Genomic DNA, 24,883 nt, shown 5'->3' with positions numbered 1-24,883 from the left:
TAAGTGTTCGGTCAATACATCGCCTGAGTAAATGCTTAAGCTAATGGTGTAGCTCCTGATTATTGCACGGCGTCATATTGTCAACAGATGTTCATAGATTTTTTATTTGGTAAATCGAATATCACCAACCCCAAATCATCTTCATTATCAACTGACGGCTACTGATTCGGCTTTATTCACATTTAATCAGCTTGGGCAGTTTTTTATCCAAATCTGAAATACGATATTGAGTATTTTATACCTGAAAGCACATTTCGATCGAATTAGCATGACCCGAAAAGAAAGATACGAAGGCATATTAAGTTATTTTGCCGAAGCGCAACCCGAAGTAGAAACGGAGCTGCATTACTCCAACCCTTTTGAACTCATTGTGGCGGTGGCACTTTCTGCCCAATGCACCGACAAGCGGGTGAATATGGTAACCCCTGCCCTGTTTCAGGATTTTCCTACGCCAGCGCATTTGGCCAATGCTCATTTTGATGAGCTATTTCCATATATTCGAAGCATCAGTTACCCCAACAATAAGACTAAACACCTGATTGGAATGGGTAAAATGCTTGTAGAGGATTTCAATAGCGAGGTGCCTTCAACGATCAAAGAGCTGGTAAAATTGCCTGGGGTTGGTCGGAAAACGGCCAATGTAATCGTATCGGTGGTTTATGATCAGCCTGCAATGGCCGTGGACACGCATGTGTATCGGGTTTCTAAACGTATTGGTTTGGTCAACATGACCTCCTCAACCCCTTTGGAAGTCGAAAAACAATTGATGCGGCATATTCCTACGGAAGTGGTGCCCAAAGCACACCATTGGCTGATTTTGCATGGGAGGTACGTTTGTTTGGCGCGCCGACCTAAATGTGAAGATTGCAAGATCACGGCTTTTTGTAAGGCTTATGATAAGCAAGTATTTACCTTTTAAATTTATCACTGAGGAGCATTTTATATGACTCCTTTTTTATTGATTATCCATTTCCAAAAAATCGATCTTCTTTATGTCTGCAATACACCTCATCTGGGACAAGCAAAATCAAAACGGCGAAGCACTTATCAATAAAATGCTTGGTGCATGTGAACACATGGGAAACCAGCCGTTGAGTTATCAACAAATACCTTTATCAATAGGAACAATTTACCTTGCGGTGAATAATTTACTGATCGGTGAACTGGAGAAAGCGACACTTCAGCCGCTCAAGGATAAAGAAAGCACTTGTTTTGCAGCAATGGAAGGCGATTTATTTAACTATCATGATATTAAGAATAACTTAATGGATAGTGGGGTGCATTTCAGCTCTCTTTCCGATGCTGAAGTGTGGATGGAATGGTGCAAAAATGACGAATTTGAATCCTTTTCTAACCTAAACGGAGATTTTGCGGGCTTTTTTGTGGATAAGTCTGTTGATAAGTTGATAATTGTGGATAACTCGAAGAGCGGTCGGTCGGTTTATCATTATGAGGACAAGAATTATTTGGTATTATCCTCCGCTTTTCAGGCAATTTCAGCGACAGCGTTACCTGTTAAATCCATTGATAATTTGGTAGTTAGTCAAATTTTGGCGCAGGGTTTTGCTTCAGGTAATCAAACTTTGTTTAAAAACATTCAAAAGCTTACATCATTAAAAGTATATAAATATGACTGTGGAGATCTGTCTGGCAACTTATCCACAATCGTGGGTAAGTCCGTGGATAAAGTTTCTCAAGGTGAAAATATCACCAATTTAGATGCTTTGGAGGAAGCTCTGGTCGATGCCTTATTCATGGAAACTACTGCTGAAAAGAACATCGGTTTATTGTTTACTGGAGGGCAAATTTCTACCTCTTTGGCTACTGCAGGGCGTGTTGGAGGGGTAAGGGCAGCCCTGACTTACAGCTTGGCTAATGCCCCCAAAGAAGGTGATAAACGCTACGGTGATTTCCGCTTTGCTGAAGATACGTCCTATGAGGAGGGATTAGCATTATATCAAGAAGTCCTCTCTGATAAATCTTTGGAGATGTGGGATGAATTTATTCAGAAAATGGAAAGCCCGGTATTGACAGCATCAGCCTTTGTCCATTTTGTTTTGAGTAAATTTATTGGTGAGCGGTCGCACATTTTATTGTCAGGCTTCGGTGCCGATGCCCTGGCTTTGTCAGATTTAAAAACTTATGCCTATTATCAGTATATCAAATATTATGACAGCCTGAAGCCGTGGATTCCCATGCTGAAAAAAATGAAAGGCTTACTGCCTGAAAAAAGTATGCTGCCAGTGAAGAAGCACCTCGATTTGCTGAATATACTCGGGCAGCATATTGATGAAGACCCTAAGGAGGTAAAACGAAAGCTGTTCAGTATTTTGGAGGAGTTTACTGAGGGAACTGCTGCGATGCCATTGGAAGAGATGAAGTATGAAAATTGCTTTGAAAAGGTTGGCGACCACCTGAATGCGGAAGTGCGGCAGATTTTCAGGGCAAATCAGCAACAAGTCAGAATGCCTTTTCTGAATGACCTTGTGGTTGGGCAGTTTGTTAATTCATCGGTAGAGGATTTGCTGGAGAATGGGCGGAATGCACATTTAAAGGCGATGCTCAGGGCATGGGGAAAAGAGACCGTGGCTTCCCGACCGAAGCATCAGACTAAATTGCCGTGGATTTCATGGCTGAAAGCAGGTGGCGCAATACCCGTGAAAACACAGCTTGCACGTCGGGAATCGGCTATTTATGAGTTTGTGGATTTTGAACAAACGCAACAACACCTCGACGAGGCTTTGCAGGGGAAGTCAGATCAGCATGAGCGACTCTGGGCCATTGCCGTGATGGGCGCCTGGCTGGATAAGCATGGTGCTACCGCCTGAGGGCAGCCATTGAGATCGGAGCCCTCCCCCGATCTCATTTGATGGCGTATGCTGACGGCTCGAATAAGCGTTTTAGGGGATTTCAAAACACTTCTGCATCAAACTGAGATAATTTCCAGTAAATGTGCTAATGTTAAAATTTATTATATCGCTCCGTATTACGTATATTTATTGTTGTATGCAAGCAGAGACGCCCAAGAATAGCATCAAGTAAATTATGAATGATTAAATGAAAAAAGAAAAATCGTGGTTAAATAAGGAAGAATATCCATTCGAGTCAAACTATTTTGATTTACCAATTGGCAGAATGCACTATATTGACGAAGGCAAAGGGATACCTATTGTATTTGTACACGGTAATCCAGGATGGTCATTTGAATATAGAAAATCAATACAAGAACTATTGAAGACAAACAGATGTATTTCAGTTGATAATATTGGATTTGGATTATCTGACAAGCCAGTAGATTGGAATTATTTGCCAGAAAACCACGCAAACAACCTTTCTAAATTTATAAAGCACTTAAATTTAGATAAATTCGTCTTAGTTGTGAATGATTGGGGAGGTCCCATTGGCTTATCATATGCCATTAATAATCCTAATCAAATAAAACACTTAATAATTACTAATACTTGGATGTGGTCTATTAAAGATAATGCGGCAAGTAAAAGATTTAGTGGTTTTGCAGGTGGTTTAGTTGGTCGATTTTTGATTAAGCATTTCAACTTTTTCGGTAAGGTGATTATCAAAAACTGTATGGGCGATAAAAAATATTTTAACCCAGCTATTTACAGGCACCTTGAAACAAAAAATGATAGAAAAGGTTGTTGGACTTTTCCAAAACAGATAGTTGCATCTGATGACTGGGTGGATAGCTTGTGGCAAAGACGTGAAAGTATTAAAGCTATTCCAAAATCAATGATTTGGGGACTGAAAGATTTTGCGTTCACTGAGAAAGACCTTAATGCTTGGATAGACGAATTTCAACCTAAAACAGTAATAAAATTAGATAATGTAGGGCATTATCCTTATGAAGAAGCGACTGAAATATTTAATAATGAATTAAAAAATGCCAGCACATAACAATGCATAAAAATAATAGTCGAAATAGCAGTGAATTTGAGAGTTGTAGACCGCTTCAGCTTTCTTGTAACTTGACAGGAATGAAGCCCGCAATCGGCTAATATTCTTATATTAACCGTTGTGTGCTTGTACTTTTTATTTCGTCTCAATTATTACAACTCCATTATTGCCATTTGTTCCATAAATAGCAATCACATTGTTATCAGTTTTTAATACTTCAAATTTAGAAATCTGTTTGTCGTTGTATTTATTTAAGTCTGAAATCTTAGCATATTCATTATCAATAAGGATTAATGGGTACTCCCAATGATTGGTTTTGTTCGTAATTTCCAGTTCCTGTTTAATTTTGTACTCAGCTTCTTTGTAAAAATCCGTCTTGGCTATGTCTTTGTTTAAAAATTTATCAATTCGGATACTTGCCATACCCCACCTGTAACTTCCGGATGGTAATGAGTTAAGGAATTCGTTTCTCAGTTTTTTTGAATCAATTGTATTGTCAATCATTTTAAGGATTTGCACTACAGTCTTGCAGTCATTACTCCTTTCTGAATTTGGCGACCAATAACTAACAACTTTGTATTTGCTTTTAGTTGAAATCTCAACAAACACAAAGCTACCATCAATCCCTCTATAATTTTCGTCTTTTAAATTCCATATTCCTGCAACCAACAATGAGTCCATTATACTTCGTGAGACACTCTCTGAAAAATGAAAAGACTTAAATACCAATTCCTTATTTGTCGTATGAAATTTACAATCTGAACTTGTCGAGGCGTTATTTTGACTTATTGTAAAAACTTCATGTGTTTTCCAAACCCTAATACTCAAAGAATCTTCAGATACTCGTAGGTCTTGCGAGTCGAAATCTTTTAAATTCTTTGATAATGTTTCTATAAAGCGACCTACTACCTTATTTTCAGGTATGTCAAAATGCTTTTGTCCAAATATTGGATTAAAAACAAGTATCAGAAGTATTGATAAAAGAATCTGTTTCATGATAGAAATTTTTTGTATTGCACAGAAATCAAAACTATCGCCCACCCCTGACCGATAAGTGCATTTATCCATCACGAGTTAGTGGGACTTCTGCACGCCACCCATTTTTATTATCCTTTGTATTTCGATTTGGCCAACACTGCGGGTGCACTGTCAGTTTTCAGGAAGTCCTGAATGTGGGTATGTTTTCGCGCCTGCATGTATTTTTCCACGATTTCCCAACCTACCCATTGACCGATTCTCCCGGGGCATTTTTCTCCCATTTCGATGGTTTTTGGTCGCTCTCCAATAAATTTCTTTTTCATCTCGTGGCCTGTTTCATAGAGCATCTTGTTTTTCACAAGGTTTGCCCAGATAATTTGGCTGTGGTCTTTGGATTCCTGGAGCTCTTCAGCGGTGTATCCGATAATGACCGAATCTGGTGTACAGGGCGCCATGGTTTTGGTAAAGTAAAATGCCTTGCCAAAGAAAATCATATCGGCGAGTAAGCTGCGGTCTTTTGGGTTGTTACCAATATATTTATTGGCCATCTGATTCAGTACCGAGGGCACAATATAGGTGGGAGTATATCTTTTTAGAATATATTCAGGAATACCAATGGGGCGGTATTTAGATTGTGGCCCGAGGAAATAATCAAGGCCGATGACGATCAGGGAATCCGAAACGTAAAGGTCATCATCCAAGCCCTGAAAGTTGGTGTCAAAGCCTGTAATTCCAGTGATAATTCTCGGTGCTTGAAATGCAGGGTAATAAAATTTTATATTCCTGAAAGCTTGTTCAAACTGCCCTTTTAAATCTACCTGATTGAAGGTGGAATCGGTGAGTTTCTTCAGTTCCAAAAACGAGGGGTGGTTGATTCTGTGATAAAGGTCATTTACTAAAATGGAATCGTGAGGCTGTTGCCCGCGCTTTAAAAACAAGGTGGCAAAAGCAGGATGCTCTTCGAGAAATTTTTGAATGCCCGCTTTGCTGCGGTCCTGCATTAGGGCAGTTTCTGTTTGCTCAAACTGAAGGTCTATATTGATGTTTGACGTGTCGGGTTGTTTTGCGCATCGGTCGTCTTGTGGGGAACAACTGAAGATTAAAAGCAGTGCGCTGAAGGCTAATAAATAGCTGGATATTTTTTTCATCGGTGTAAATCTTTCCACAAAATTAAGCAAGTCCACTAAACCACAAAATTTCTGTCCTACGATTCCATTTCCCAAAACCTGGCAGGCGTTAATTGCAAGCGGAACGTTGGCCAGGTACCGTGTAGGATTTTAGTTGGTTATTCATCAATATCGAGTCACTTTCCCATCGTTTTATGAAGCGATAAAATAAAAGTATAATATTTTTTCTCCTGATCACTGATATTTATAATGATATAATTATGATTTATATCTCTTGATCGGCTGATGAATTATCATTATTTCAATGAAGCTAATAGATTTTTAATACAATGTCATTATATGATAATTGTCAGTTGCGCACCTTTCGATTGTCTGATTAATACCTTTACATAATCTCGAAATTAGACCAAAATCAAGAAAAAATATGGGAAAGATTTTCAAATTTTTCGTGCCGCCGAAGCAATGGCGACTCCCGGTAACCATACTTCTTGGGGTATTTTTTGGGTTAGCAACCTATACTGTTTACGTTTCTAAGGCGTGGGTTTATCTGTCAGATGATCCTGCGGCATGTGTGAATTGCCATATTATGGCACCACAATATGCAACGTGGCAACATAGTGCGCATAGGGAACAGGCAACTTGTAATGACTGCCACGTTCCGCATGATTCAGCTCTGAGAAAGTATTATTTCAAGGCAATGGATGGTTTGCGTCACGCAACGATGTTCACCTTGAGAATGGAACCTCAAGTGATAAAAATCCATGAGGCCGGTGCTGGAGTTGTTCAGGAAAACTGTCAGCGTTGTCATGATCACCTAACAGAGACCAACAAGAATTTACAAGTCTCTTACCAAGAAGCCGAGCATGGCAAAGGAAAGTTATGCTGGGATTGCCACAGGGAAGTACCCCATGGGCGAGTGAACAGTTTATCTTCTACACCAAATGCTCGTGTGCCATTACCGTCGTCGGTCGTGCCAGAGTGGTTAAGAAAAATCAAAAAGTAAAAAGTTAAATTAATAATTTTCGATATGTCAAATATTTCCAAAAGTGTAAACAACAAACCATGGCTTGGTTGGTTGTTATTTGGCCTTTCGCTGGTCGCAGTGTTTTGTTTAGGGCTATTGGCCTCTTCAATTACTGAGCGTCGTGTGGAAGCACAGATGGTCAACAAACCAATGACTGCGCTTGGCAAGACAGAAGCAAAAAATGAATTATGGGGTAAGAACTACCCAAGAGAATACCAATCATGGGAAGCGACTAAAGAAATGGACTTCTCCTCGAAATACAACGGTAATGTGATGCGTGATATGTTGGAGGAAGATCCAAACTTGCCAATTCTTTGGGCAGGTTACGGTTTCTCTAAAGATTACAATGCCCCACGTGGCCACATGTATGCGATTGAAGATATCCAGAATACTTTGCGTACAGGTGCTCCTACTGGTCCGGATGACGGCCCAATGCCAGCAACATGTTGGTCATGTAAATCACCAGATGTACCACGTATGATGGAAGAGCATGGTGTAGCGGAATTCTACAAAGGAAAATGGGCAGGTAAAGGTGCTGAGATCGTGAACCCAATCGGTTGTGCGGATTGTCACGATTCAGAAACGATGAACTTGCAGATCAGTCGCCCGGCATTGAAAGAGGCTTTCGAGCGTCAGGGTAAAGATATCGAGAAAGCTTCCCATCAGGAGATGCGTTCTTTGGTTTGTGCGCAGTGTCACGTAGAGTATTATTTCGACAAGTCGGAAGGAAAACAAAACTACCTGACTTTCCCATGGGATAAAGGAACAACGGTTGAAGATATGGAAGCATATTACGATGCCATTGACTTCAAAGACTGGACACACAAAATCTCTAAGGCTCCAATGTTGAAAGCTCAGCACCCAGGTTATGAAACTTGGAAAATGGGTATTCACGGTCAGCGTGGGGTATCTTGTGCAGATTGTCACATGCCATATAAAACGGAAGGTGGACAAAAATTCACCGATCACCATATTCAGTCGCCATTGAACAATGTAGCGAACTCTTGTCAGGTTTGTCACCGCGAGGAGGAAAAAACATTGATCAGCAATGTTTACGAACGTCAGGATGCCATCAAAGAAACACGTGATAAAGTAGAGCGCGAATTGTCGATTGCTCACTTGGAAGCAGGTTTCGCATGGGAAAAAGGCGCAACTGAAAAGCAAATGAAAAAAGCATTGACTTTGATTCGCCATGCTGGATGGAGATGGGATTTTGCTGTAGCATCTCACGGTGCCGCATTCCACGCACCAATCGAGATCGGTCGTATTTTGGGTAGTGCATTGGAGAAATCTTACCAAGCAAGAATGGAAATCAAGAAGGTGTTGATCGAGTTGGGTTACACTGGCGAGGTACCACTTCCTGATTACTCTACGAAAGAGAAAGCTCAAAAAGTAGCAGGCTTGGATATGGACAAACTGAACAAAGACAAAGAGACCTTCAAGCAAAATTTATTGCCGGAGTGGATCAAAGAAGCAAAGGCCAAAGGGAAATTGCTTTAAATTAATAATTGATTAATTTTACAAAATATTTAAAGCGAGGGACTTATTTTTCCCTCGCTTTTTAAGTTTTTTAATCATTAAGTCAGATGGAGAATAGTAGGAAAAGGAAGTTGTGGACGGGCCCAATGGGTTACGCCGAAGCAACCGTGGTGGCGGCAGGCCTATGGGGTATCGGAGCAGTATTGCAGTGGATGAATGGGCCACTTCCTGAGATCGCCATGCAATGGCCTTCAAATATCATCTGTGGAAGTGCGCTGTTTTTCGGCATTGTGGTGCTGTATTTACTCAACAGAAAAAAAGCCTGGGTAAAGTGGATTTCCGGTGTTCCGGCAGCGATCGTCAGTCTGGTGTTTTTTGGCTTGCTCTCTACGATCATGGCCCTTACGCCTCAGCAACCACACCTTGATCCACACTGGATCATGACCTTGGGCTGGAACCAAATGACCGGTTCTTACCCTTTCATTCTTTCCTACATATTCCTGTTAGTGACTTTAGGATTTGCGACGATGAAGCGATGCTTCCCGTGGCGAAATAAAAACTGGGGATTTTTTGCCAATCATGCCGGTTTATGGATTGCCCTTTGGGCGGCAGGTTTTGGTGCTTACGATGTGCAGCGATTGTCAATGGACCTATATACAGGGCAGGCAGAATGGCGCGCATACGATGCCCAGGATCGTGTTCATGAACTTGATATGGCATTGGAACTTCAGCAGTTTATTATGGAGGAATATGCTCCGAAACTGATGATGGTCAACCCTACGGATGGAGCGATTTACGATCAGGACCCACAGTTCTTCATGATGGTGGAATCAGATTCCACATCAGGAGATATTATGGGTTATAAGATCCAGACCAGCCGAATGATGAAATCGGCAGCCTATGTAGCAAGTGCAGGAAAAGCCCGTTACGAAGAGGTTAATGAATATGGTGCTTCCCCTACGGCTTATGTAACCGTTACATTGCCGAATGGCGAGCAGAAAGAAGGCTGGATCAGTGCAGGAAGTTTTGCGGCTTCACCGGCATGGCTGGCTTTGGACAGCACCCATACCTTGGCCATGGCACCGCCAGAACCCAAGCGTTTTGCATCCCGCGTAAAAGTTTTCAAAAAAGGCGAACAGGAAGCTGTTGAAGATTTGGTGGAAGTAAACCACCCAATTTCAGTAGGTGACTGGAAAATTTATCAGTTAAGCTATGACGACTCCAAAGGTCGTTGGTCCAACCTCTCGGTAGTAGAGTTGGTCAGAGATCCATGGCTGTGGGTAGTTTACATTGGCGTATTCATGATGATCGTCGGTGCATTGTACCTGTTTACTTTAAATAAAGACGACGTTAGTCCTGTAGCATAAATTTTTGAAAAGATGAGTTGGATGATTTTTCCTTTTATCGGTGTGGGCAGCGCAGCGTTCTGGCTTACCGGTACCTTTTCCGCTTACAAAAAGTGGGATAGCCGATTAACAACCTTATTGTTCATTTTAGGTTCCCTGATTTTTGGGGGCTTTGTGGCCGCCATGTGGGTGCACCTTGATCGCCCACCACTGAGAACCCTCGGCGAAACCCGCCTGTGGTACTCCTTATTTATTCCTTTAATTGGCTTGTTTGCCTACCGTCGCTGGAAGTACTTCTGGCTGTTGGCCTACTCTGCAGGAATGGCCGTGATGTTTATCACGATCAACATCATGCACCCGGAGGCCATGAATAAAGCTTTGATGCCCGCCCTGAAATCGCTGTGGTTTGTGCCACACGTTATCGTATATCTTTTTGCTTACGCGATACTTTCGGCGTCTTCAGTAGTGGCTATTCAGGGGCTTATTCAGCCACAAAAAAGCCTTAATTTACTGAAAGTGGCCGATCACCTTGTCAATGTAGGAACGGCATTTTTGACGCTGGGCTTGTTGTTTGGTGCATTATGGGCAAAAGAAGCCTGGGGCCATTACTGGACCTGGGATCCTAAGGAAACATGGGCTTTCATTACCTGGCTGTCTTATATGGTTTACATCCATTACAGACACTTCCATCCGAAAAAAGAAAATGTAGCACTTTGGACGCTGGCCATTGCTTTCATTGTCCTGCTGATCTGCTGGTTTGGTATCAATTACCTTCCTTCAGCCCAAATGAGTGTGCATACTTATACATCATAACATTACTTAATCGAATTTTTTTAAATGAAAAATCTTTACATCGCCGCCTTGGGGATGGTTGCCATGCTATGGTCGCCTCTTCAGGTTTCAGCACAAGAACAACAGGATAACGCTTCCAAATTGGAGGTGAAAGCACAAATTCGCCCTCGTGCGGAATACAGAAATGGTGCTTTGGGGTCTACAGGCAGCACACCTGCTTTCTTCGTAAATAACCGTGCTCGTTTGAGTGCTTATTATACTGATGCCTCAGGAAAATTGACCGTCGGTATGTCGGGCCAAAATGTTTCTGTTTGGGGTGCAACACCACAGGTAGAATCAGTAGGTACATTTATGCTGAACGAGGCCTGGGCAGAATTGAAAGCCTCTGAGCATTTCGCTTTCCGCATTGGTCGTCAGCAACTCGCTTACGATGATGATCGTATCCTCGGTACTTTGGACTGGCAGGTGTCAGGAAGATGGCATGATGCCTTCCTGACCAAAATGAAGTTTGATAACTTTCAGGCACACGTAGGTTTGGCATTCAACCAGAATGCAGAAACAAAAGACAATACGTGGTACAATCCAACAGGCGCACAGCCATACAAAACCATGCAGTTTTTATGGATGAGCCAAAAGTTCAATGAGCGATTCTCAGCAACGGCTTTGTTGATGAACCTCGGTTTTCAGAAAATGGAAAACGGAAGTGCTGTTGATGGCATTTACGATTTGCAAACTTTGGGAGCGAACCTTCACTTCAAAGAAGGCGCTTGGAAAATTAATGGTACTTTTTATAAGCAATTAGGTCAGAATAACAGTGGCCAAGGGGTAAATGCCCATATGTTGGCTTTGAAAGTTATTTTTGCTGAACAGGGATCTGCCTGGAGCTTCGCCGGTGGCTTGGATTACTTGTCAGGTAACGATGCTGAACTGGATGCCGATGGGGAAATTAACCCAACTGTTAAAGACAACACACAAAAGGCATTTGATCCATTGTTTGGAACACACCACAAATTTTATGGTTTCATGGATTACTTCTATGTGGGTAACCATGGCAGAAATATCGGTTTGTTCGATAAGCACATTGGTGCGACTTACAAGGTGAATCCAAAATTGTCGATCACAGGTACAGCACACCACTTTAACGGTGCTGGAAGTATCAAATCTGAATCAGGTGCTACAGAAAGCAACTATTTAGGAACTGAAGCGGATTTCTCCTTCAAGTACAAAATGATGAAAGATGTTGTACTGATGGGTGGTTTCTCGCAAATGTTCGGAACAGATGCCTTGAACCAATTGTATCCTGGAACCAACCAAAATGGCCAAAACTGGGGATGGTTGATGATCAACATCAACCCAACAATCTTCTCAAGCAAGTTTTAAAAAATACACTATTTTAATATGAAAAGCTACCTCTTTGGGGGTGGCTTTTTTTTGTGTCTTTACCGCCCTGTGGATCACTGGCAAGCATTTGTGATCAACGGGTTGATTGCGGGATGAAATTTCATACGTGCAAAAAAATGGTGTTCATCATTAAATAGGAAAATTTCATAACTACTGATAAAAAAGCCTGTTACAGCCAATAGTATGATACCAAACGGTATATAACTTGTATCACTTTAATCTGTAGCTATGCTAAAAAACAGAAAAATTTGGCTGCCCGCTGTCTTGCTTTGCTTGATGGTCGGATTATGGAGTGCGGACCACATTGACGCTCCATTAGTCGGAACCTTGGATGGGGGGAGTTCACTCGCTGACATCACGGACTATTACGCTTTTGAAAGTCCTGAAAACAGCGATAATTACGTATTTGTAGGGAATGTTTATGGCTTGATTGCACCAGACAATACTGCAGATGTTAGCTTCTCTGAAGATTACCTTTATGAAATTAACCTTGATTATGATGGCGATGCGATTGAAGACGCGGTCATTCAGGTGATTTTTCGTGGCGACAAAGCCATATTTATCGGCCCTGTTGCCCCTTCAGCAACTGGCCTTGATTCTGAAATCATGGGTTCTGCTCCTCGTGTAATGGTAGATGTTACCAAAGCAGGAGAAGAAGCCAAAGTGATGGAGGAGAACGGCATTAAAGTTTTTGCCGGACCAAGAGATGATCCATTCTTCATGGATTTCTTCAAGTTTGTAGCTATTGTGAACGGTGCTGGTGGTGCGGAGAACCCTCCAACCAGTTTTGACCGTGATGGCGGAGCGGATACCTTCGCAGGTACAAACGTGATGTCGATGGTTATTGAGCTTCCAAAATCGATGCTCGGTGGGAATGAAACCACCAAATTTACTTCTTGGTTGGAATCTAAATCGAAAAAATAAGATGAAGAAATTTAATATCTACCTCCCCTTGCTCCTATTGTTGGGGGTGTTTGCAATTTCATGTAGCAGCGATGATAACGACAACCCGGCACCAAGCCCAGCACCGCCAGCACTGGCCGCTGATTTTCAGCTTGATGATGAGTACGACGTTCTTGACATGATTAACCTCGATGGATCAAACTCTGCAGGAACTAACCTGACTTACGACTGGACCGTGACCGATTCAGATGGCAATGAGATGACCGTATTGAATGCCAATACAGATATGGCGACTTTCATGCCTGAAATGGCGGGTGACTATACCGTAAGCTTGATGGTCAATGGAACTGAAGGCGATGATACCCTTGAAGAAACCATTACTGTTTTAAGCCCTGTATTCATGACTAAAGATCAGATGGGACGCCCTGCGATTAACACGGTTTTCAACTTCTTTGGTGATGCAGATACAAAAAATGCCTACAATCAGACCTTGCCTTCAGATGGGGCTCAGAATGCAGATGCATTTAAAGGTATTTTCGACGCTTTGCAAACTTATATTGGCTTGGACCCTGCAACTTACACTAACATTTTAGGACTTGACAATGCAACTACAGCAAGTGTTTTGGCCGTTGATGTACTGCAATCGGATAAGTCTTCAGCAACAAGCTATGGCACCTTGAATGGCCGTGGATTAGCAGATGATGTTGTTGATGTTACTTTGATTTTGACTTTCGGTGGACCAGACCTAAATAATATCAATGATACCCAGAAGGGCTTGATCAGTGATTTTGTTAATGCCAACGACAAAGAATTTTCGACTTCTTTCCCATATGTGGCAGCACCGAATTAATTAGGAATTACATAACACATGCTCTGATTCAAGCATCTCGCTTGGATCAGAGCTTTTTATTTTTACCGCAAGCGATAGGCTTGACCTAAATTATGGCAGGGGAAGCCCTGCTTCTACCATAACCAACCCCCATGAAAAAAATATTCTACCTCTTGATATTGATTCCTGCGATGTGGGCTTGTCAGGATGATGCCGATTCCCCAAACATTGCTGAAAATCCCCCCACAGTAACCAATGTAGCCGATTACCAATTTGCTATTGATGCCTCCGCAGAAACCCTGATGAATGAAAGTGTGGCGAAAAATGCATCAGTGAAAAAATTCTGGGAAGAAAAGCGGTCGGAACAGCTGAATAATTTTCTTTACAAACAAAAGCTGGCAGAAACGGCCATTGAACATTATGAACTGACGGGTGATATCGGCCAGTTGGCCATAGCGGACGATTACCTGCAGAAAGCACTTACCTTTGCACCTGCACCAGCCCAGGAACCGCTGTTCCAGCTGCGCAGTAGCAATGCCGTTCAACGCCACGATTTCCAGACGGCTAAAACAAGTGCTGAACAGGCGTTGTCTGTTACCGGAAACCCTTATTCCAGTCGTTTGCTATTGGTAGATGCCATTTTTGAGACGCAAGGCCTGCGCCCTGCCCTTGATGAGTTTGAAAAAATTGAAGAGACACAAGGTATCGGCTACCACATCCGGCTGGCAAGAATTTATGATGCACAAGGCAAGCTGGATCAGGCAATAGAAACTATGGAGCGAATTGTTCCTGCTATTCCTGAAGATCAAAAAGTACTTTTTGTTTGGGCACATTCCAATTTGGGAGATTTCTACGGACATAATAATGAGCTGGAAAAAAGCTACGAGCAATATTTAATGGCACTCAAAGTTTCCCCCCTTTCTTTTCATGCGCTTAAGGGCATCGCGTGGATCAACTTTTCGGGAGAAAGAAATGCAGATAAAGCTGAAGCCATAGCCGATCACCTGCTGAAAGTCCGCTCGGAAGATCCCGGGATGTTACTGATGAAAGCCGATTTGGCAGAATACCGAGGCGACAGCCAGAGTGCAGAAAGCTTTATGCAACAGTTCGCTGACCTGGTAAGTCAGGAAAAATACGGCGATACCTATAACCATGATTTGGTGAAGTATTGGCTCAGTAAGCCCAATACGCAGGCTAAAGCTTTGCAGTTAGCGGAGCATGAGCGTTCATTGCGGGATTTACCAGACGTGGAGGCGCTTTTAGCCTATGCGCAGTATATCAACGGACAAAATGATACTGCCAAAAAGACGGCACTTGACCTTTTGGATGAGGATGGTTTGCCACCAGACAGCCAGTTTTTAGTCGCTAAAATTCTGCTGAATACGGGTGAGGAAGGTGAAGGCCGGGCCTTACTGAAAGAACTTCAGGGCGCTGTTTATGAATTGGGTCCCAATGCTGAAAAAGAAATCAACCAATTGTTGGGGGAATAATAAAAAAAGAGACGTTCCGAAGAACGTCTCTTTTTTTATGGATACCATGGAATGGATTCCATACCTTTTTTGAAAAAGCCTTTCAGGGTGTATGTACCGAAAGTACACTTTAGCCTCGGGTTTTAAAACGTAGAAAATAAAATATAAGGCTACATTTTTACTTCGCCAGCCACTCCACCATCTTCTCCGCCACAGCCTCCGCCGAAGCAGGGTTCTGCCCCGTGATCACTCGCTGATCTGCCACTGAGAACTCTTCCCATTTATTTCCATGCTCAAAAATACCTCCTTTGGCCTTCAGCTGATCTTCCAATAGGAAGGGAACAATTTTGTCCAGCTTCACCGCTTTTTCTTCCGCATTGGTAAAGCCGTTCACCTTCTTTCCGTCAATCAGTGCCTTGCCATTGGAGAGTGTAACAGGTAGCAATCCGGCAGGTCCATGACAAACGGCCCCTACGACACCCCCATTTTCATAAATTTGCTGCGCCACATTCGCTAAAGGTTCGCTCTTGGGAAAGTCCCACATTGTTCCATGTCCCCCGGCATAGTAGATCGCCCGATAGCCTTTCGGTTTAATGTCCTGAGCGGCAAAGCTGTTGTTGATTTTTTGTTGCGCCTGATCATCTTTGAGAAAGCGGGCATTTTGCACATCGGTGGTATCGACCCCATCCATATAGCTTTTGCCTCCTTTTGGACTGACAAATTCGACCTCATAGCCGGCTGCCTTAAAGGTGTAGTAGGCATGGCTCACCTCAGAGAGATAATAGCCCGTTTTTTTAGCGTCTTCTGAAGTGCCCAATTTCTGATGACTCGTAATGGCCAGCAGTATTTTACCTTTTGATTTTGGAAGGGTCGGTTTTTGGTTCAGCTTATAAATTGCATAAGTTTGTTGCTCTTCCTGCCCGTAGTTGATTTCCGAAGTGGTGAAGTACATATTCCCCTTACTGTCTTTGGCAAAAGTGTCAGCCCATCGGATTCGGCGATCTTTAATCCACCGGAAATAATAGCCTTCCTTATAAATGGCAATGGCTTCGTTTTCAAGGTCACCCAGGTATAAGTTTCCCTCCTGATCGAACATCATGCCATCGGGGGCATTAATTGAAGCTATTCGCTCCACATGCTCCACATAGTTTTCATTATTATAGGCAGGATGGTCGAGCACTTCTGTCGAAATCCGATAGAGGCTATGCCCTGAAAGTGCCGCGTAATAGAGGTGCTTTTTGTCAGGGCTCAGGGCGATGCCATCCGCATGAATATTGCGTTTCCACAAGCCATTTTTCAGCTTCAGGTAGCCGGTCTCCGCATGTGTGGAAGGGTGGTTGGCCAATATTTTTCTTGAAACACCTGTATTGAGATCCAAAATAATCAAACCACCTGCACCGGAATCGGTAATGTAGATCATGTCATTTTTATGATTGATACGCAGGTCGTTGAAATAGGAGTTCTGACTGTAAACGCTTGAGTCGAAATAAATGGTTTTTACGTATTCGTCATGGTCGCCATGCAAATGGAAAAGGTGAATTCTTGGCCCTTTGTTATCGACGCCTGTAAACTTGGGGTTGGCAGGGTCAAGTACCCACAAAAAGCCCGCCTCATCCGCCACTACCGACTGTACAGCAATAAAATGGGGTTCGTCTTTTTTGGTGTTTTGATAGTCGTTCCACTTTTTATTGGGAAACGGAACAACTTTCCCATCCACAATTTCTCCTACTGAAATCGGGACATTATCTGACCATCGGGGAAAATTGACAAACATTCGTCCTTCGGGGCTGATAGTAATTCCTGTCCATTGATTTTTGGAGCTTGCCACGAGGGTCAGCGGGTCATCTGTGGAAGCAGAAGGAGCGTCTTTATTTTCCTGTTTGTCAGCGCAAGCACTGAAAGTAAACAATAAGGCCAGCAAATAGAAGTGGAGAACTTTCATGTTTGAATAGATAAGTAGGATAATGGTATCTCACTAAAATAATCAAAATTTATGATTATTCTGTTTTTATGCGCTTGCATTCAAACGGTATCATAGTCTTTTTCTATTTTATGTTGCTGTAAATGAGGTTTTTTGAGCGTAGGCTGAACGATTGTGCTGCGGAGTATGAAAGTGTATTTCAAAGATTTTTAAATGACAGTACCATCATTTCTACCCCCCGTTCATTTTGAAGAAGTGTTGGCTGAAGTGGCTGGTGAACGGCAGACTTGACGGCTTCGTTCACCAGCCATTTTTAACCAGTTGATTTTTCAGCAGGGGGAACTTTTTCCGGAACTTAAATCAGTTCAGCAGGGATTTTTTCCAATTTGTCCTCTGGTAGTTCGGGGCTTCTTCTTCGCCACCATGAGGCCAGAGAGGAGCCTGTTACATTCATCATAGACCCGAAAATAGCGGCTGCAAGGCCCAAGGTTGCTGTTTTTCCAAGCTCTACGGCAATGCCTGAGGCCAGGCCTCCATTTTGCATCCCCACTTCAAGTGCAATGGTGCGGCAATCCTGTTCTTTCAGTCGGAAAAGCCTACTCAGGCCGTAGCCAAGGGTGTACCCCATACAATTGTGGAGCAGACACGCGAGTATTAGGATTTGCCCCACCTGCAGAAGGCTGTCCCGTCCAGCAGCCGTGATGATGGTGATGATTAAACCGATACCTGCCATGGAGATAAAAGAAAGGATTTTTTCAAGGTCAATGGCCTGATGGTTTTGTTGATAATAGCGCAGGGCGGTGGCCAGCGCAATAGGCAGACCAGCAAACAAAGCCATATCGGTACCGAAATTAATCATCAGGGTGTTGGTTTCCATTGGAGCTGTCAGGAAGCTGATCACGTTTTTGAGCAGGATAATACCACTCAGTACAAGAAGCTGTAATTGGTCGTTTTGCTTCATCCTGATGCGGTGCATAAACATATTGAAAATCAGACCTGCGCATATTGGCAGAATCACCATACTGAAAATCCCGATCATCATGCCCCAGAAATCAATGGCGACCATGTGGCCCACCAGTAATTTCATCAGCAGGGGTGTCATGAAAGGTGCCAAAAGGGTGGCACAGGCCGTAATGGTTACCGATAACGCTAAATTGGCCTTGGCGATAAACGACATCACATTGGAGGCCATACCGCTTGGCGAAGAACCGATCAGGATAATTCCTGCGGCTATTTCAGCAGGGAAATTGAAGATATAAATGATGATAAAACCAACGATGGGCATGATGGTAAACTGGCAGCACAGGCCGATCAGTACGCCCTTGGGCATCTTGATGACCCCAGCAAAATCATTTAGGCTCATTTGCGATCCCATGCCAAACATGATGATTTGTAACAGGGGGACGATGAGGTTTTTCATCTGAAATGAACCTACCTGGACAAAGGGGGCAGGGAAATACAAAGAGACTGCTACGGCGGTCAGGATCATTAAAGAATAGGAAAAACCACTGAATTTCTCCGTACCTTTTGCTGTGATGGCCATCGCCAGCAAGGCGGTAATCAGGCAGGGCCCTTCCCAAGTGGTGATGTCCGTGAGTTGGAAATAAAGGAATAGCAAAAAGGCGACAACCGAAATGAGGCCTGTAACTTTGTACTTGGTTTGCATTGTTAAAAATTTTATTGACTGAAAAATGATCGTTACGGATGGAGTCAATCAATGCGCAAAAATTACTGATTGATGCGGCAGGTAATCGGGCTTGATCAATAAAATAAATTTAAGAATTGACTTTATAAAATCCTAAGATTGGTTAACCAAATAAAGCGCAAAAAAAAACAGCCATCACTTTACAGTAAAAGTGATGGCTGTTTGGTATCAATAAAAACGGAACGCAATTACACTTTGTGCTGTTGGCGTTGCAGTTTTGTTCTGTAAGCATTAAATATTCGAGCTTTGGAAACGAAGCCTAAATATTGGTTATCATTCTCTTTGTCGATCACAGGCAAGTTCCAGTCGCCTGTACGCTGAAATTTAGTCATAACGTTACGCATATGTTCCGTAGGATCCACCTCGGCATGAGGCTTGTGCATGATCGTTTTAATGACCACCTCTTTGCGCTTGGTTTCATCGAACATCAGTTCACGGATATCATCAAGTGTAACAATCCCTCTCAGGTGCCCTTCCTCATTCACCACAGGGAAGATATTTCGCTTCGACTCTTTGATCAGCGGAATCATTTCTTCAATGGTCGCCGTTGGCAAAACCTTCAGCAGATCGGTCTCAATGAGTTTCGAGATATTCAGTGAATTCAGTACCTGACCATCGCGGTCGTCTTGGAAAATCTGTCCTCTTTCAATCAATTTTTTGGTATAAATAGAGTGTTTTTCAAAGAGCATACTGACAAAGAAACTCATGGCGGAAACGATCATCAGCGGTACCATCAGGGCATAACCACCCGTAATTTCTGCGATCAGGAAGATCCCCATCAGTGGAGCATGCAGGACACCACTCATGACCCCAGCCATACCTACCAGGCTAAAGTTGATGGGCGAACAAAGGGTATAACCCGCAATCAGGTTAATAACCGTAGCGAACAAAAATCCAGCAATACCGCCTAAGAAGAGCGAAGGAGCAAAGATACCCCCACAGCCTCCAGAACCGATCGTCAGGGAGGTCGCGAATGGTTTCAGTAGCAAAATACCGGCAAGCATGGCAATCAGGACGTAAGGCCCTTGCCCTGAATTATGGAAGAAGAAGCCTGCAAAGTGGAATACCTCATGGCCTTGTCCATTCAGAAGTGCTTTGATGGTTTCATAACCTTCACCGTAAATGGAAGGGAACAAAACGATAATGAAGGCCAGGGCCAAACCACCAGCCAGTGCGCGCAGTGCGTAATGTTTAATGTTGTGAAGGCGTGGCTCCACGAAGTAAGAAACGCGAGTGAAATAAACAGAAATCAGTGCACAGAAGGCGCCAAGACCAATAAACCAAACGGCATCGCTGGCACTGAAAGCATCAATATGTTTAAAGGAGAACATGATCTCATGGCTTCCCAAAGCAAGGCTTGTCAGGGTTCCTACGGAAGAAGCGATGAGTAGCGGAATGAAAGCAGATACGGAGATATCTGAAAGAATGACCTCAATGGCGAAAATTACCCCCGCAATAGGCGAGTTAAAGATTGCGGCAATGGCGGCGGCGGAACCACAACCAATCATCAGTGAGCGGCGGTTGTAATCCAGGTGCATCATCGATGCGAGGTTGGAACCAATGGCAGAGCCTGTTACTACAATTGGGGCCTCCAGTCCTACTGAACCCCCAAAACCTACAGTAATGGCAGAAAGCATCATGCGTGACCATGTTTTGCCTCGTGCCATGACGGCTGATTTCTGGGAAATATTGAACAGGATGTCGGAGATTCCGTGCCCTACCCTTTCCTTCATGATGTAACGGGAAATAATTACCGTCAGCAAAATACCAATGATGGGGTACAGAATGTAGTAAGGAGTTTCATAAAGCTCTGTGTGGCTCCCCTGGAGCAAATGTTGCAAGGCGTGTACCGTCTCTTTCAGCAGTACAGCGGATACCCCCGCTAAAATCCCAACAACACCACTGAGCAAAATGGTGAAGTGTTGATTACTGATATGCTTTACCCTCCAGAAGAGGAATTTTCGTAGCATTTTCTTCATATTGTTCTCAAGTCATTTCGTTCCCCGTATGGGAACGGTATCTAAGCATATTAATTGACGCAAATATAACTAAAGCATTAGACCTTAATGGTTTTTCGCCCTATAAATACCTGCGGTAATAGTGAAATATTTCTTCCAAATCTATGCCAAGAACCACAAATTAGTAATCACTTATAATTGATTGATGTTTTTATTAACTTAGTCTTTAGGATATTGTCTTTTTAATTAAGGAGTATTTAATTTTTTTTAATCCTATGGAAAATTCGCTGTGTAAATTATTAGGGATAAAGCTGCCGATTATTCAGGCAGGAATGGTTTGGGTTAGTGGCTGGAGGCTGGCAGCAACGGTCTCAAACAGTGGTGGTTTGGGGGTGATTGGTGCCGGATCGATGCATCCTGAAATGTTGCTTGATCATATCCGGTCGTTTCGGGCAGCAAGCCAAGCAACATTTGCGGTGAATGTACCGCTGATGTACCCGGAAATTGACAGGATTATGGAAATTCTCATTAAAGAAAAAGTGCCGGTTGTAATTACTTCCGCAGGAAATCCCAAATTATGGACGGAGAAGCTGAAGAAGTCTGGGGCGAAGGTACTCCATGTGGTATCGAGTGTAAAATTTGCACTAAAGGCAGAACAGGCAGGTGCTGATGCGATTATCGCCGAAGGCTTTGAAGCCGGTGGGCACAATGGGCGTGAAGAAACCACAACTTTCTGCCTGATCCCTGAGGTTGCCAAAGCGGTGAAGGTGCCAGTGGTTGCGGCAGGAGGGGTAGGTTCCGGAAAGTCGATATTGGCAGCAATGGCACTTGGAGCAAGTGGTGTGCAGGTCGGGACGTTGTTTGCAGTGGCGGAGGAATCTTCGGCACATCAAAATTACAAGCAACAATTGGTGGAGGCCACTGAAGGGGCTACGGTGCTGACACTGAAAAGTGTGAGCCCGACAAGAATGCTTAAGAATGCTTTTTACCAATCGGTGAAGCAGATGGAAGAGGCCGGCGCATCAGGCGAAGTTATCCGTGAGCATTTAGGTCGAGGACGAGCCAAGAAAGGGATTTTTGAAGGAGATTTGACGGAAGGAGAGTTGGAAATTGGGCAGATTGTTTCATCGGTTGATCAAATCCGTCCGGCTAAAGAAATACTGGAGCAGTTGTGGGAAGAGTTTTTGGCAGAGCGGAAGCTGCTCGTGGAGGCGCTTGCTGATGAGCAATTGTAGATATTCAGAATTGCCCAGTGAGCTAAGCGGGGCTACAAAAACGTATTACCCTACTGTAAATTCAGATTACTGGAATTGATGTTGAATTATTTATCACTTCTACAACACGCCGAATTTTAAGTTTTAAACACGCTTTAAGGGGAGTACAAATTAAAGGGGCAGCGATGCGATTCATTGTTTGTAGGGCATTTCACGTTCACGCTTTTTTATGCGCAAGGTGAAACGCCTTTCAAAATTCATGGCAGTCCTATCCGTGGCTAAAATATGACCATTGGCATATCAAGTACTCCATTATTCGTTCTGCGGCATAAAGATCTTAAAGTCCACCCGACGGTTTTTTTGTCGGCCTTCTTCGGTGCTGTTATCATAGGTTGGGTTTTCTTCCCCATAGCCAATCACGGAAATCTGCTCGTCCCTTACCCCGATTTCAATCATCAGTCGCTCAATTTGCCGTACACGTTTCATGGAAAGCTGAAGGTTGTCTTCTTCTTTACCGATACTGTCGGTGTAGCCTTCCACCAATACAATTGCTCCTCGCAAAGCATACTCCACGGCAATCAGGAAGGGATCAAAATTGACATAGGCAAATTCATCCTGACCTGTAATAAAGTAGAGGGATTCCACCATTTCATCAGGAGAGCCTCCGGACTTTTCTCTTTTATCGATCATTTCCCGAATACGTGCATGATCAGGGTTGATAGGCTCGGGGAGAATTCTGTCCGAAACTTTTGCCAACTCAGGCTGATGTTTCAACTCGGTTGGTGGTACACTCATTTGAGGTACCGGAGGGGTGGTGACCACTCGGCTTTTTGGAGCTTCCGTAGGTGTTGAAACCACGACCACCTTATAGTCCTTTTTAGTGGCCTTTACTTTTTTGCGCCTTGCGCTGTATTTTACACGCTTCTTTTTCCGCCCTTTCTTACATTCCCTTTTGGGCTTGTGGTAGCGGGTTTTGTGACGAATACTGAATTGGTTAAAGCTCTGCGCTTTGCATTCTTCGGCGCATGAAAGCGACAAAATAGCTATAAGGAGATAAAATATGAATCTCAAAGCAGATTGGTTTATGTTGGAAATAGGTTCAATCTTGGGGCATTATTGAACGCCAATAAGATGCAATATAATTATTATTCATAATTATTCCGCTTAATGTGGTTATTATGAAGGTTATACTACTGGGGCACTTTTTGGTTTGAAGGCTTCAAATAGCTGACCAATAGGGCAAATATGTGATTGGTGATGAGAGGGTGGCGAATAGCGATGATCATTGCCCGCTGCAACGGTGGACTTGCAGAATGGAAGTGCCAATGAAAAGGGCGCTTGTTGATAGGCAATGAAAGCGAATCAGTCTGATGTGGTAATATAACGGTCGGGCGGCAACATAAAAAAAAGCACTTTGTACGATTGACCGCTCAAAGTGCTTTTATTGCAGGTGAAACTGTCACCTTTTAATGATTTATTACATCAAATATTAAGACTATCGGGTGTACAAACACCAGTAACTTTTTCGTGTAAATCAATGCGAGGTTCATCGTAGTGAACCTGGTTCAGGCGCTTGACCATCTCATCGCGTACGATATTGTAAGCCTCGCGCTGATCGTCAGCAATGGGCTTTGCCGCTGGAATTTTTTGACGGCGAGGGTCCACCTGTTTTCCATTTTTCCAGAATCGGAAACAACAATGTGGGCCAGTCGCCAGGCCGGTCATGCCGACATAGCCAATCACCTGCCCTTGTTTTACATGAACACCTGGACGAATCCCTTTGGCAATTTTAGACATGTGCAGGTATTGGGTGGTATAGGTGGCGTTATGCCTTACCTTAACGTAATTTCCGTTGAATCGCTTGTAGCGGGCATCCGTAATTACCCCATCTCCTACCGACATAATCGGTGTACCTGTTGGGGCGGCGTAGTCGGTGCCGAGGTGTGCTTTCCAGCGTTTTTGTACCGGGTGAAAACGACGTCGGCTGAAGCTTGAGCTTATTCTGCTGTATTTCAATGGCGCCTTCAGGAATGCCTTGCGCATGGAATTTCCTTCCTCATCATAGTAAGAGTCCTGCGTTCCACTTTGGTAATAAATTCCCCAGTAATCGTTGCCTGCATGGTGGAAGTAAGCCCCTTCAATACGGTCAATTCCGACACTTTTTCCGTCTACCTGTTTTTCTTTGTAGATGACTTTAAAACGATCGCCTTTTTGCACATGGAAGAAATCCACCTGCCAGGCATAAAGATCTGAAAGTTCATTGGCCAGCACGGGCGTTGCGCCTTCCTCGATCATGGTCTGATATAAAGAGCTGGTAATTTTTCCGGCAATTGCTTTTTCAACAATTTCTACCGGCCGTTGACCTTTGCGTACATAAACAGAATCTTTGAAGTTGAAGATTACAAAATTGACAGGATCAATTTCATAGATCATCTGCTCGGCAGTTTGAGCGGAATCCTGTGCGCAAATCAGGGTGTATTGATGTTCATAATTGATTCTTCTGACATCATATACTTTTTTACTTTTTTGAGCGACTTCGTTGATTTTTGAATAAGGAACATTATAAGGTTCCAGCAATTTGCTCAGCGGCTCGTTTCGCCTTATTCTATCCTGAATAATTACTTTATCATCCACGGGCACACAGCCATAAAGCATTTGCGGACTTTCTACGGTAACCTTTTTGACCGCTGCGGTATCTATGGGGAGATCCTGGCTATTGGTGCTGAACTGTTGCTGGTGCTGAAGGTGATTTAATAAATAGTATGAACCTGAAGAAATGAGTAACAAGAATAAAAGCCACCCGAACCATTTTTTTTTCATAAGAC

General features: G+C 43.3%; 19 protein-coding genes. 12 read left to right on the top strand and 7 right to left on the bottom strand.

What is annotated here, in order from left to right:
- Positions 1-268 precede the first annotated feature (268 nt).
- From nth to AABK40_RS13220, 3 genes are all read left to right on the top strand, one after another.
- A complete protein-coding gene (nth, locus tag AABK40_RS13230; RefSeq protein ID WP_332919626.1) occupies positions 269-919 on the top strand; it encodes an endonuclease III in 651 nt (216 codons plus the stop codon).
- A gap of 73 nt (positions 920-992) precedes the next feature.
- A complete protein-coding gene (locus AABK40_RS13225) occupies positions 993-2,828 on the top strand; it encodes an asparagine synthase-related protein (RefSeq protein WP_338397259.1) in 1,836 nt (611 codons plus the stop codon).
- A 229-nt stretch (positions 2,829-3,057) separates the two neighbouring features.
- Positions 3,058-3,912, top strand: coding sequence for an alpha/beta fold hydrolase (locus AABK40_RS13220; protein ID WP_338397258.1), 855 nt, complete (start codon positions 3,058-3,060; stop codon positions 3,910-3,912).
- Positions 3,913-4,047: 135 nt separating this feature from the next.
- On the opposite strand, the gene AABK40_RS13215 is transcribed toward AABK40_RS13220, so the two are convergent.
- Entirely contained in the window at positions 4,048-4,908 is an 861-nt protein-coding gene (locus tag AABK40_RS13215) for a hypothetical protein (protein WP_338397257.1), read from the bottom strand.
- Between the two features lie 110 nt (positions 4,909-5,018).
- The gene (gene gldB / locus AABK40_RS13210; protein WP_338397256.1) at positions 5,019-6,038 is read right to left on the bottom strand and encodes a gliding motility lipoprotein GldB; all 1,020 of its coding nucleotides are present in this window, start codon (positions 6,036-6,038) and stop codon (positions 5,019-5,021) included.
- Positions 6,039-6,441: 403 nt separating this feature from the next.
- Between gldB and nrfH the strand changes: the two genes are divergently transcribed.
- The 8 genes from nrfH to AABK40_RS13170 all read left to right on the top strand — a co-directional run bounded on the left by nrfH (position 6,442) and on the right by AABK40_RS13170 (position 15,281).
- On the top strand, positions 6,442-7,020 hold the full coding sequence (nrfH, locus tag AABK40_RS13205) for a cytochrome c nitrite reductase small subunit (protein WP_332919529.1): 579 nt from the start codon (positions 6,442-6,444) through the stop codon (positions 7,018-7,020).
- 24 nt (positions 7,021-7,044) lie between these two features.
- Positions 7,045-8,541, top strand: coding sequence for an ammonia-forming cytochrome c nitrite reductase (gene nrfA / locus AABK40_RS13200; RefSeq protein ID WP_332919530.1), 1,497 nt, complete (start codon positions 7,045-7,047; stop codon positions 8,539-8,541).
- Positions 8,542-8,627: 86 nt separating this feature from the next.
- Complete coding sequence (locus AABK40_RS13195) at positions 8,628-9,887, top strand: cytochrome c biogenesis ResB family protein (RefSeq protein ID WP_332919531.1); 1,260 nt, start codon at positions 8,628-8,630, stop codon at positions 9,885-9,887.
- Positions 9,888-9,899: 12 nt separating this feature from the next.
- The gene (gene ccsA / locus AABK40_RS13190; RefSeq protein WP_338397255.1) at positions 9,900-10,679 is read left to right on the top strand and encodes a cytochrome c biogenesis protein CcsA; all 780 of its coding nucleotides are present in this window, start codon (positions 9,900-9,902) and stop codon (positions 10,677-10,679) included.
- Between the two features lie 24 nt (positions 10,680-10,703).
- Complete coding sequence (locus AABK40_RS13185) at positions 10,704-12,038, top strand: alginate export family protein (protein ID WP_338397254.1); 1,335 nt, start codon at positions 10,704-10,706, stop codon at positions 12,036-12,038.
- 249 nt (positions 12,039-12,287) lie between these two features.
- The gene (locus tag AABK40_RS13180) at positions 12,288-12,983 is read left to right on the top strand and encodes a DUF4331 family protein (protein ID WP_332919534.1); all 696 of its coding nucleotides are present in this window, start codon (positions 12,288-12,290) and stop codon (positions 12,981-12,983) included.
- Position 12,984: 1 nt separating this feature from the next.
- Positions 12,985-13,812, top strand: coding sequence for a DUF4331 family protein (locus tag AABK40_RS13175; RefSeq protein ID WP_338397253.1), 828 nt, complete (start codon positions 12,985-12,987; stop codon positions 13,810-13,812).
- 131 nt (positions 13,813-13,943) lie between these two features.
- Positions 13,944-15,281 carry a tetratricopeptide repeat protein gene (locus AABK40_RS13170; RefSeq protein WP_338397252.1) on the top strand — a complete coding sequence of 446 codons (1,338 nt, stop codon included), beginning with the start codon at positions 13,944-13,946 and terminating at the stop codon, positions 15,279-15,281.
- 157 nt (positions 15,282-15,438) lie between these two features.
- Here the strand turns inward: AABK40_RS13170 and AABK40_RS13165 are convergent, their stop codons facing one another.
- The 3 genes from AABK40_RS13165 to AABK40_RS13155 form a co-directional block, all read right to left on the bottom strand.
- Positions 15,439-17,202, bottom strand: a complete 1,764-nt coding sequence (locus AABK40_RS13165) for an L-dopachrome tautomerase-related protein (protein ID WP_338397251.1) — start codon at positions 17,200-17,202, stop codon at positions 15,439-15,441.
- A 334-nt stretch (positions 17,203-17,536) separates the two neighbouring features.
- Complete coding sequence (locus AABK40_RS13160) at positions 17,537-18,847, bottom strand: bile acid:sodium symporter family protein (RefSeq protein WP_338397250.1); 1,311 nt, start codon at positions 18,845-18,847, stop codon at positions 17,537-17,539.
- Between the two features lie 227 nt (positions 18,848-19,074).
- Positions 19,075-20,865, bottom strand: a complete 1,791-nt coding sequence (locus tag AABK40_RS13155) for a chloride channel protein (protein WP_338397249.1) — start codon at positions 20,863-20,865, stop codon at positions 19,075-19,077.
- Between the two features lie 254 nt (positions 20,866-21,119).
- On the opposite strand from AABK40_RS13155, the gene AABK40_RS13150 reads away from it, so the two are divergent.
- Positions 21,120-22,079, top strand: coding sequence for an NAD(P)H-dependent flavin oxidoreductase (locus AABK40_RS13150; protein ID WP_338397248.1), 960 nt, complete (start codon positions 21,120-21,122; stop codon positions 22,077-22,079).
- Between the two features lie 291 nt (positions 22,080-22,370).
- Here AABK40_RS13150 and AABK40_RS13145 read toward each other — a convergent pair whose 3' ends face one another.
- Positions 22,371-23,129: an OmpA family protein gene (locus AABK40_RS13145; protein ID WP_338397247.1), complete on the bottom strand. Its 759-nt coding sequence runs from the start codon at positions 23,127-23,129 to the stop codon at positions 22,371-22,373.
- A gap of 411 nt (positions 23,130-23,540) precedes the next feature.
- Entirely contained in the window at positions 23,541-24,878 is a 1,338-nt protein-coding gene (locus tag AABK40_RS13140; protein ID WP_338397246.1) for a M23 family metallopeptidase, read from the bottom strand.
- Positions 24,879-24,883: the final 5 nt, after the last annotated feature.

The sequence above is a fragment of the Persicobacter psychrovividus genome, from assembly GCF_036492425.1.
GTDB classification, from domain to species: domain Bacteria; phylum Bacteroidota; class Bacteroidia; order Cytophagales; family Cyclobacteriaceae; genus Persicobacter; species Persicobacter psychrovividus.
Note: the sequence above shows the minus strand (reverse complement) of the source record. Positions and strands in the feature narration are given on the sequence as shown.

What these genes read in the sequence shown, in the direction of transcription:
- AABK40_RS13140 (WP_338397246.1), bottom strand. Translation starts at nt 24,878, where the DNA reads ATGAAAAAAAAATGGTTCGGGTGGCTTTTATTCTTGTTACTCATTTCT.
- AABK40_RS13150 (WP_338397248.1), top strand. Translation starts at nt 21,120, where the DNA reads ATGGAAAATTCGCTGTGTAAATTATTAGGGATAAAGCTGCCGATTATT.
- AABK40_RS13195 (WP_332919531.1), top strand. Translation starts at nt 8,628, where the DNA reads ATGGAGAATAGTAGGAAAAGGAAGTTGTGGACGGGCCCAATGGGTTAC.
- AABK40_RS13170 (WP_338397252.1), top strand. Translation starts at nt 13,944, where the DNA reads ATGAAAAAAATATTCTACCTCTTGATATTGATTCCTGCGATGTGGGCT.
- AABK40_RS13165 (WP_338397251.1), bottom strand. Translation starts at nt 17,202, where the DNA reads ATGAAAGTTCTCCACTTCTATTTGCTGGCCTTATTGTTTACTTTCAGT.
- nrfA (WP_332919530.1), top strand. Translation starts at nt 7,045, where the DNA reads ATGTCAAATATTTCCAAAAGTGTAAACAACAAACCATGGCTTGGTTGG.
- AABK40_RS13225 (WP_338397259.1), top strand. Translation starts at nt 993, where the DNA reads ATGTCTGCAATACACCTCATCTGGGACAAGCAAAATCAAAACGGCGAA.
- gldB (WP_338397256.1), bottom strand. Translation starts at nt 6,038, where the DNA reads ATGAAAAAAATATCCAGCTATTTATTAGCCTTCAGCGCACTGCTTTTA.
- AABK40_RS13185 (WP_338397254.1), top strand. Translation starts at nt 10,704, where the DNA reads ATGAAAAATCTTTACATCGCCGCCTTGGGGATGGTTGCCATGCTATGG.
- AABK40_RS13220 (WP_338397258.1), top strand. Translation starts at nt 3,058, where the DNA reads ATGAAAAAAGAAAAATCGTGGTTAAATAAGGAAGAATATCCATTCGAG.
- AABK40_RS13160 (WP_338397250.1), bottom strand. Translation starts at nt 18,847, where the DNA reads ATGCAAACCAAGTACAAAGTTACAGGCCTCATTTCGGTTGTCGCCTTT.
- AABK40_RS13215 (WP_338397257.1), bottom strand. Translation starts at nt 4,908, where the DNA reads ATGAAACAGATTCTTTTATCAATACTTCTGATACTTGTTTTTAATCCA.
- AABK40_RS13180 (WP_332919534.1), top strand. Translation starts at nt 12,288, where the DNA reads ATGCTAAAAAACAGAAAAATTTGGCTGCCCGCTGTCTTGCTTTGCTTG.
- nrfH (WP_332919529.1), top strand. Translation starts at nt 6,442, where the DNA reads ATGGGAAAGATTTTCAAATTTTTCGTGCCGCCGAAGCAATGGCGACTC.
- nth (WP_332919626.1), top strand. Translation starts at nt 269, where the DNA reads ATGACCCGAAAAGAAAGATACGAAGGCATATTAAGTTATTTTGCCGAA.
- ccsA (WP_338397255.1), top strand. Translation starts at nt 9,900, where the DNA reads ATGAGTTGGATGATTTTTCCTTTTATCGGTGTGGGCAGCGCAGCGTTC.
- AABK40_RS13155 (WP_338397249.1), bottom strand. Translation starts at nt 20,865, where the DNA reads ATGAAGAAAATGCTACGAAAATTCCTCTTCTGGAGGGTAAAGCATATC.
- AABK40_RS13175 (WP_338397253.1), top strand. Translation starts at nt 12,985, where the DNA reads ATGAAGAAATTTAATATCTACCTCCCCTTGCTCCTATTGTTGGGGGTG.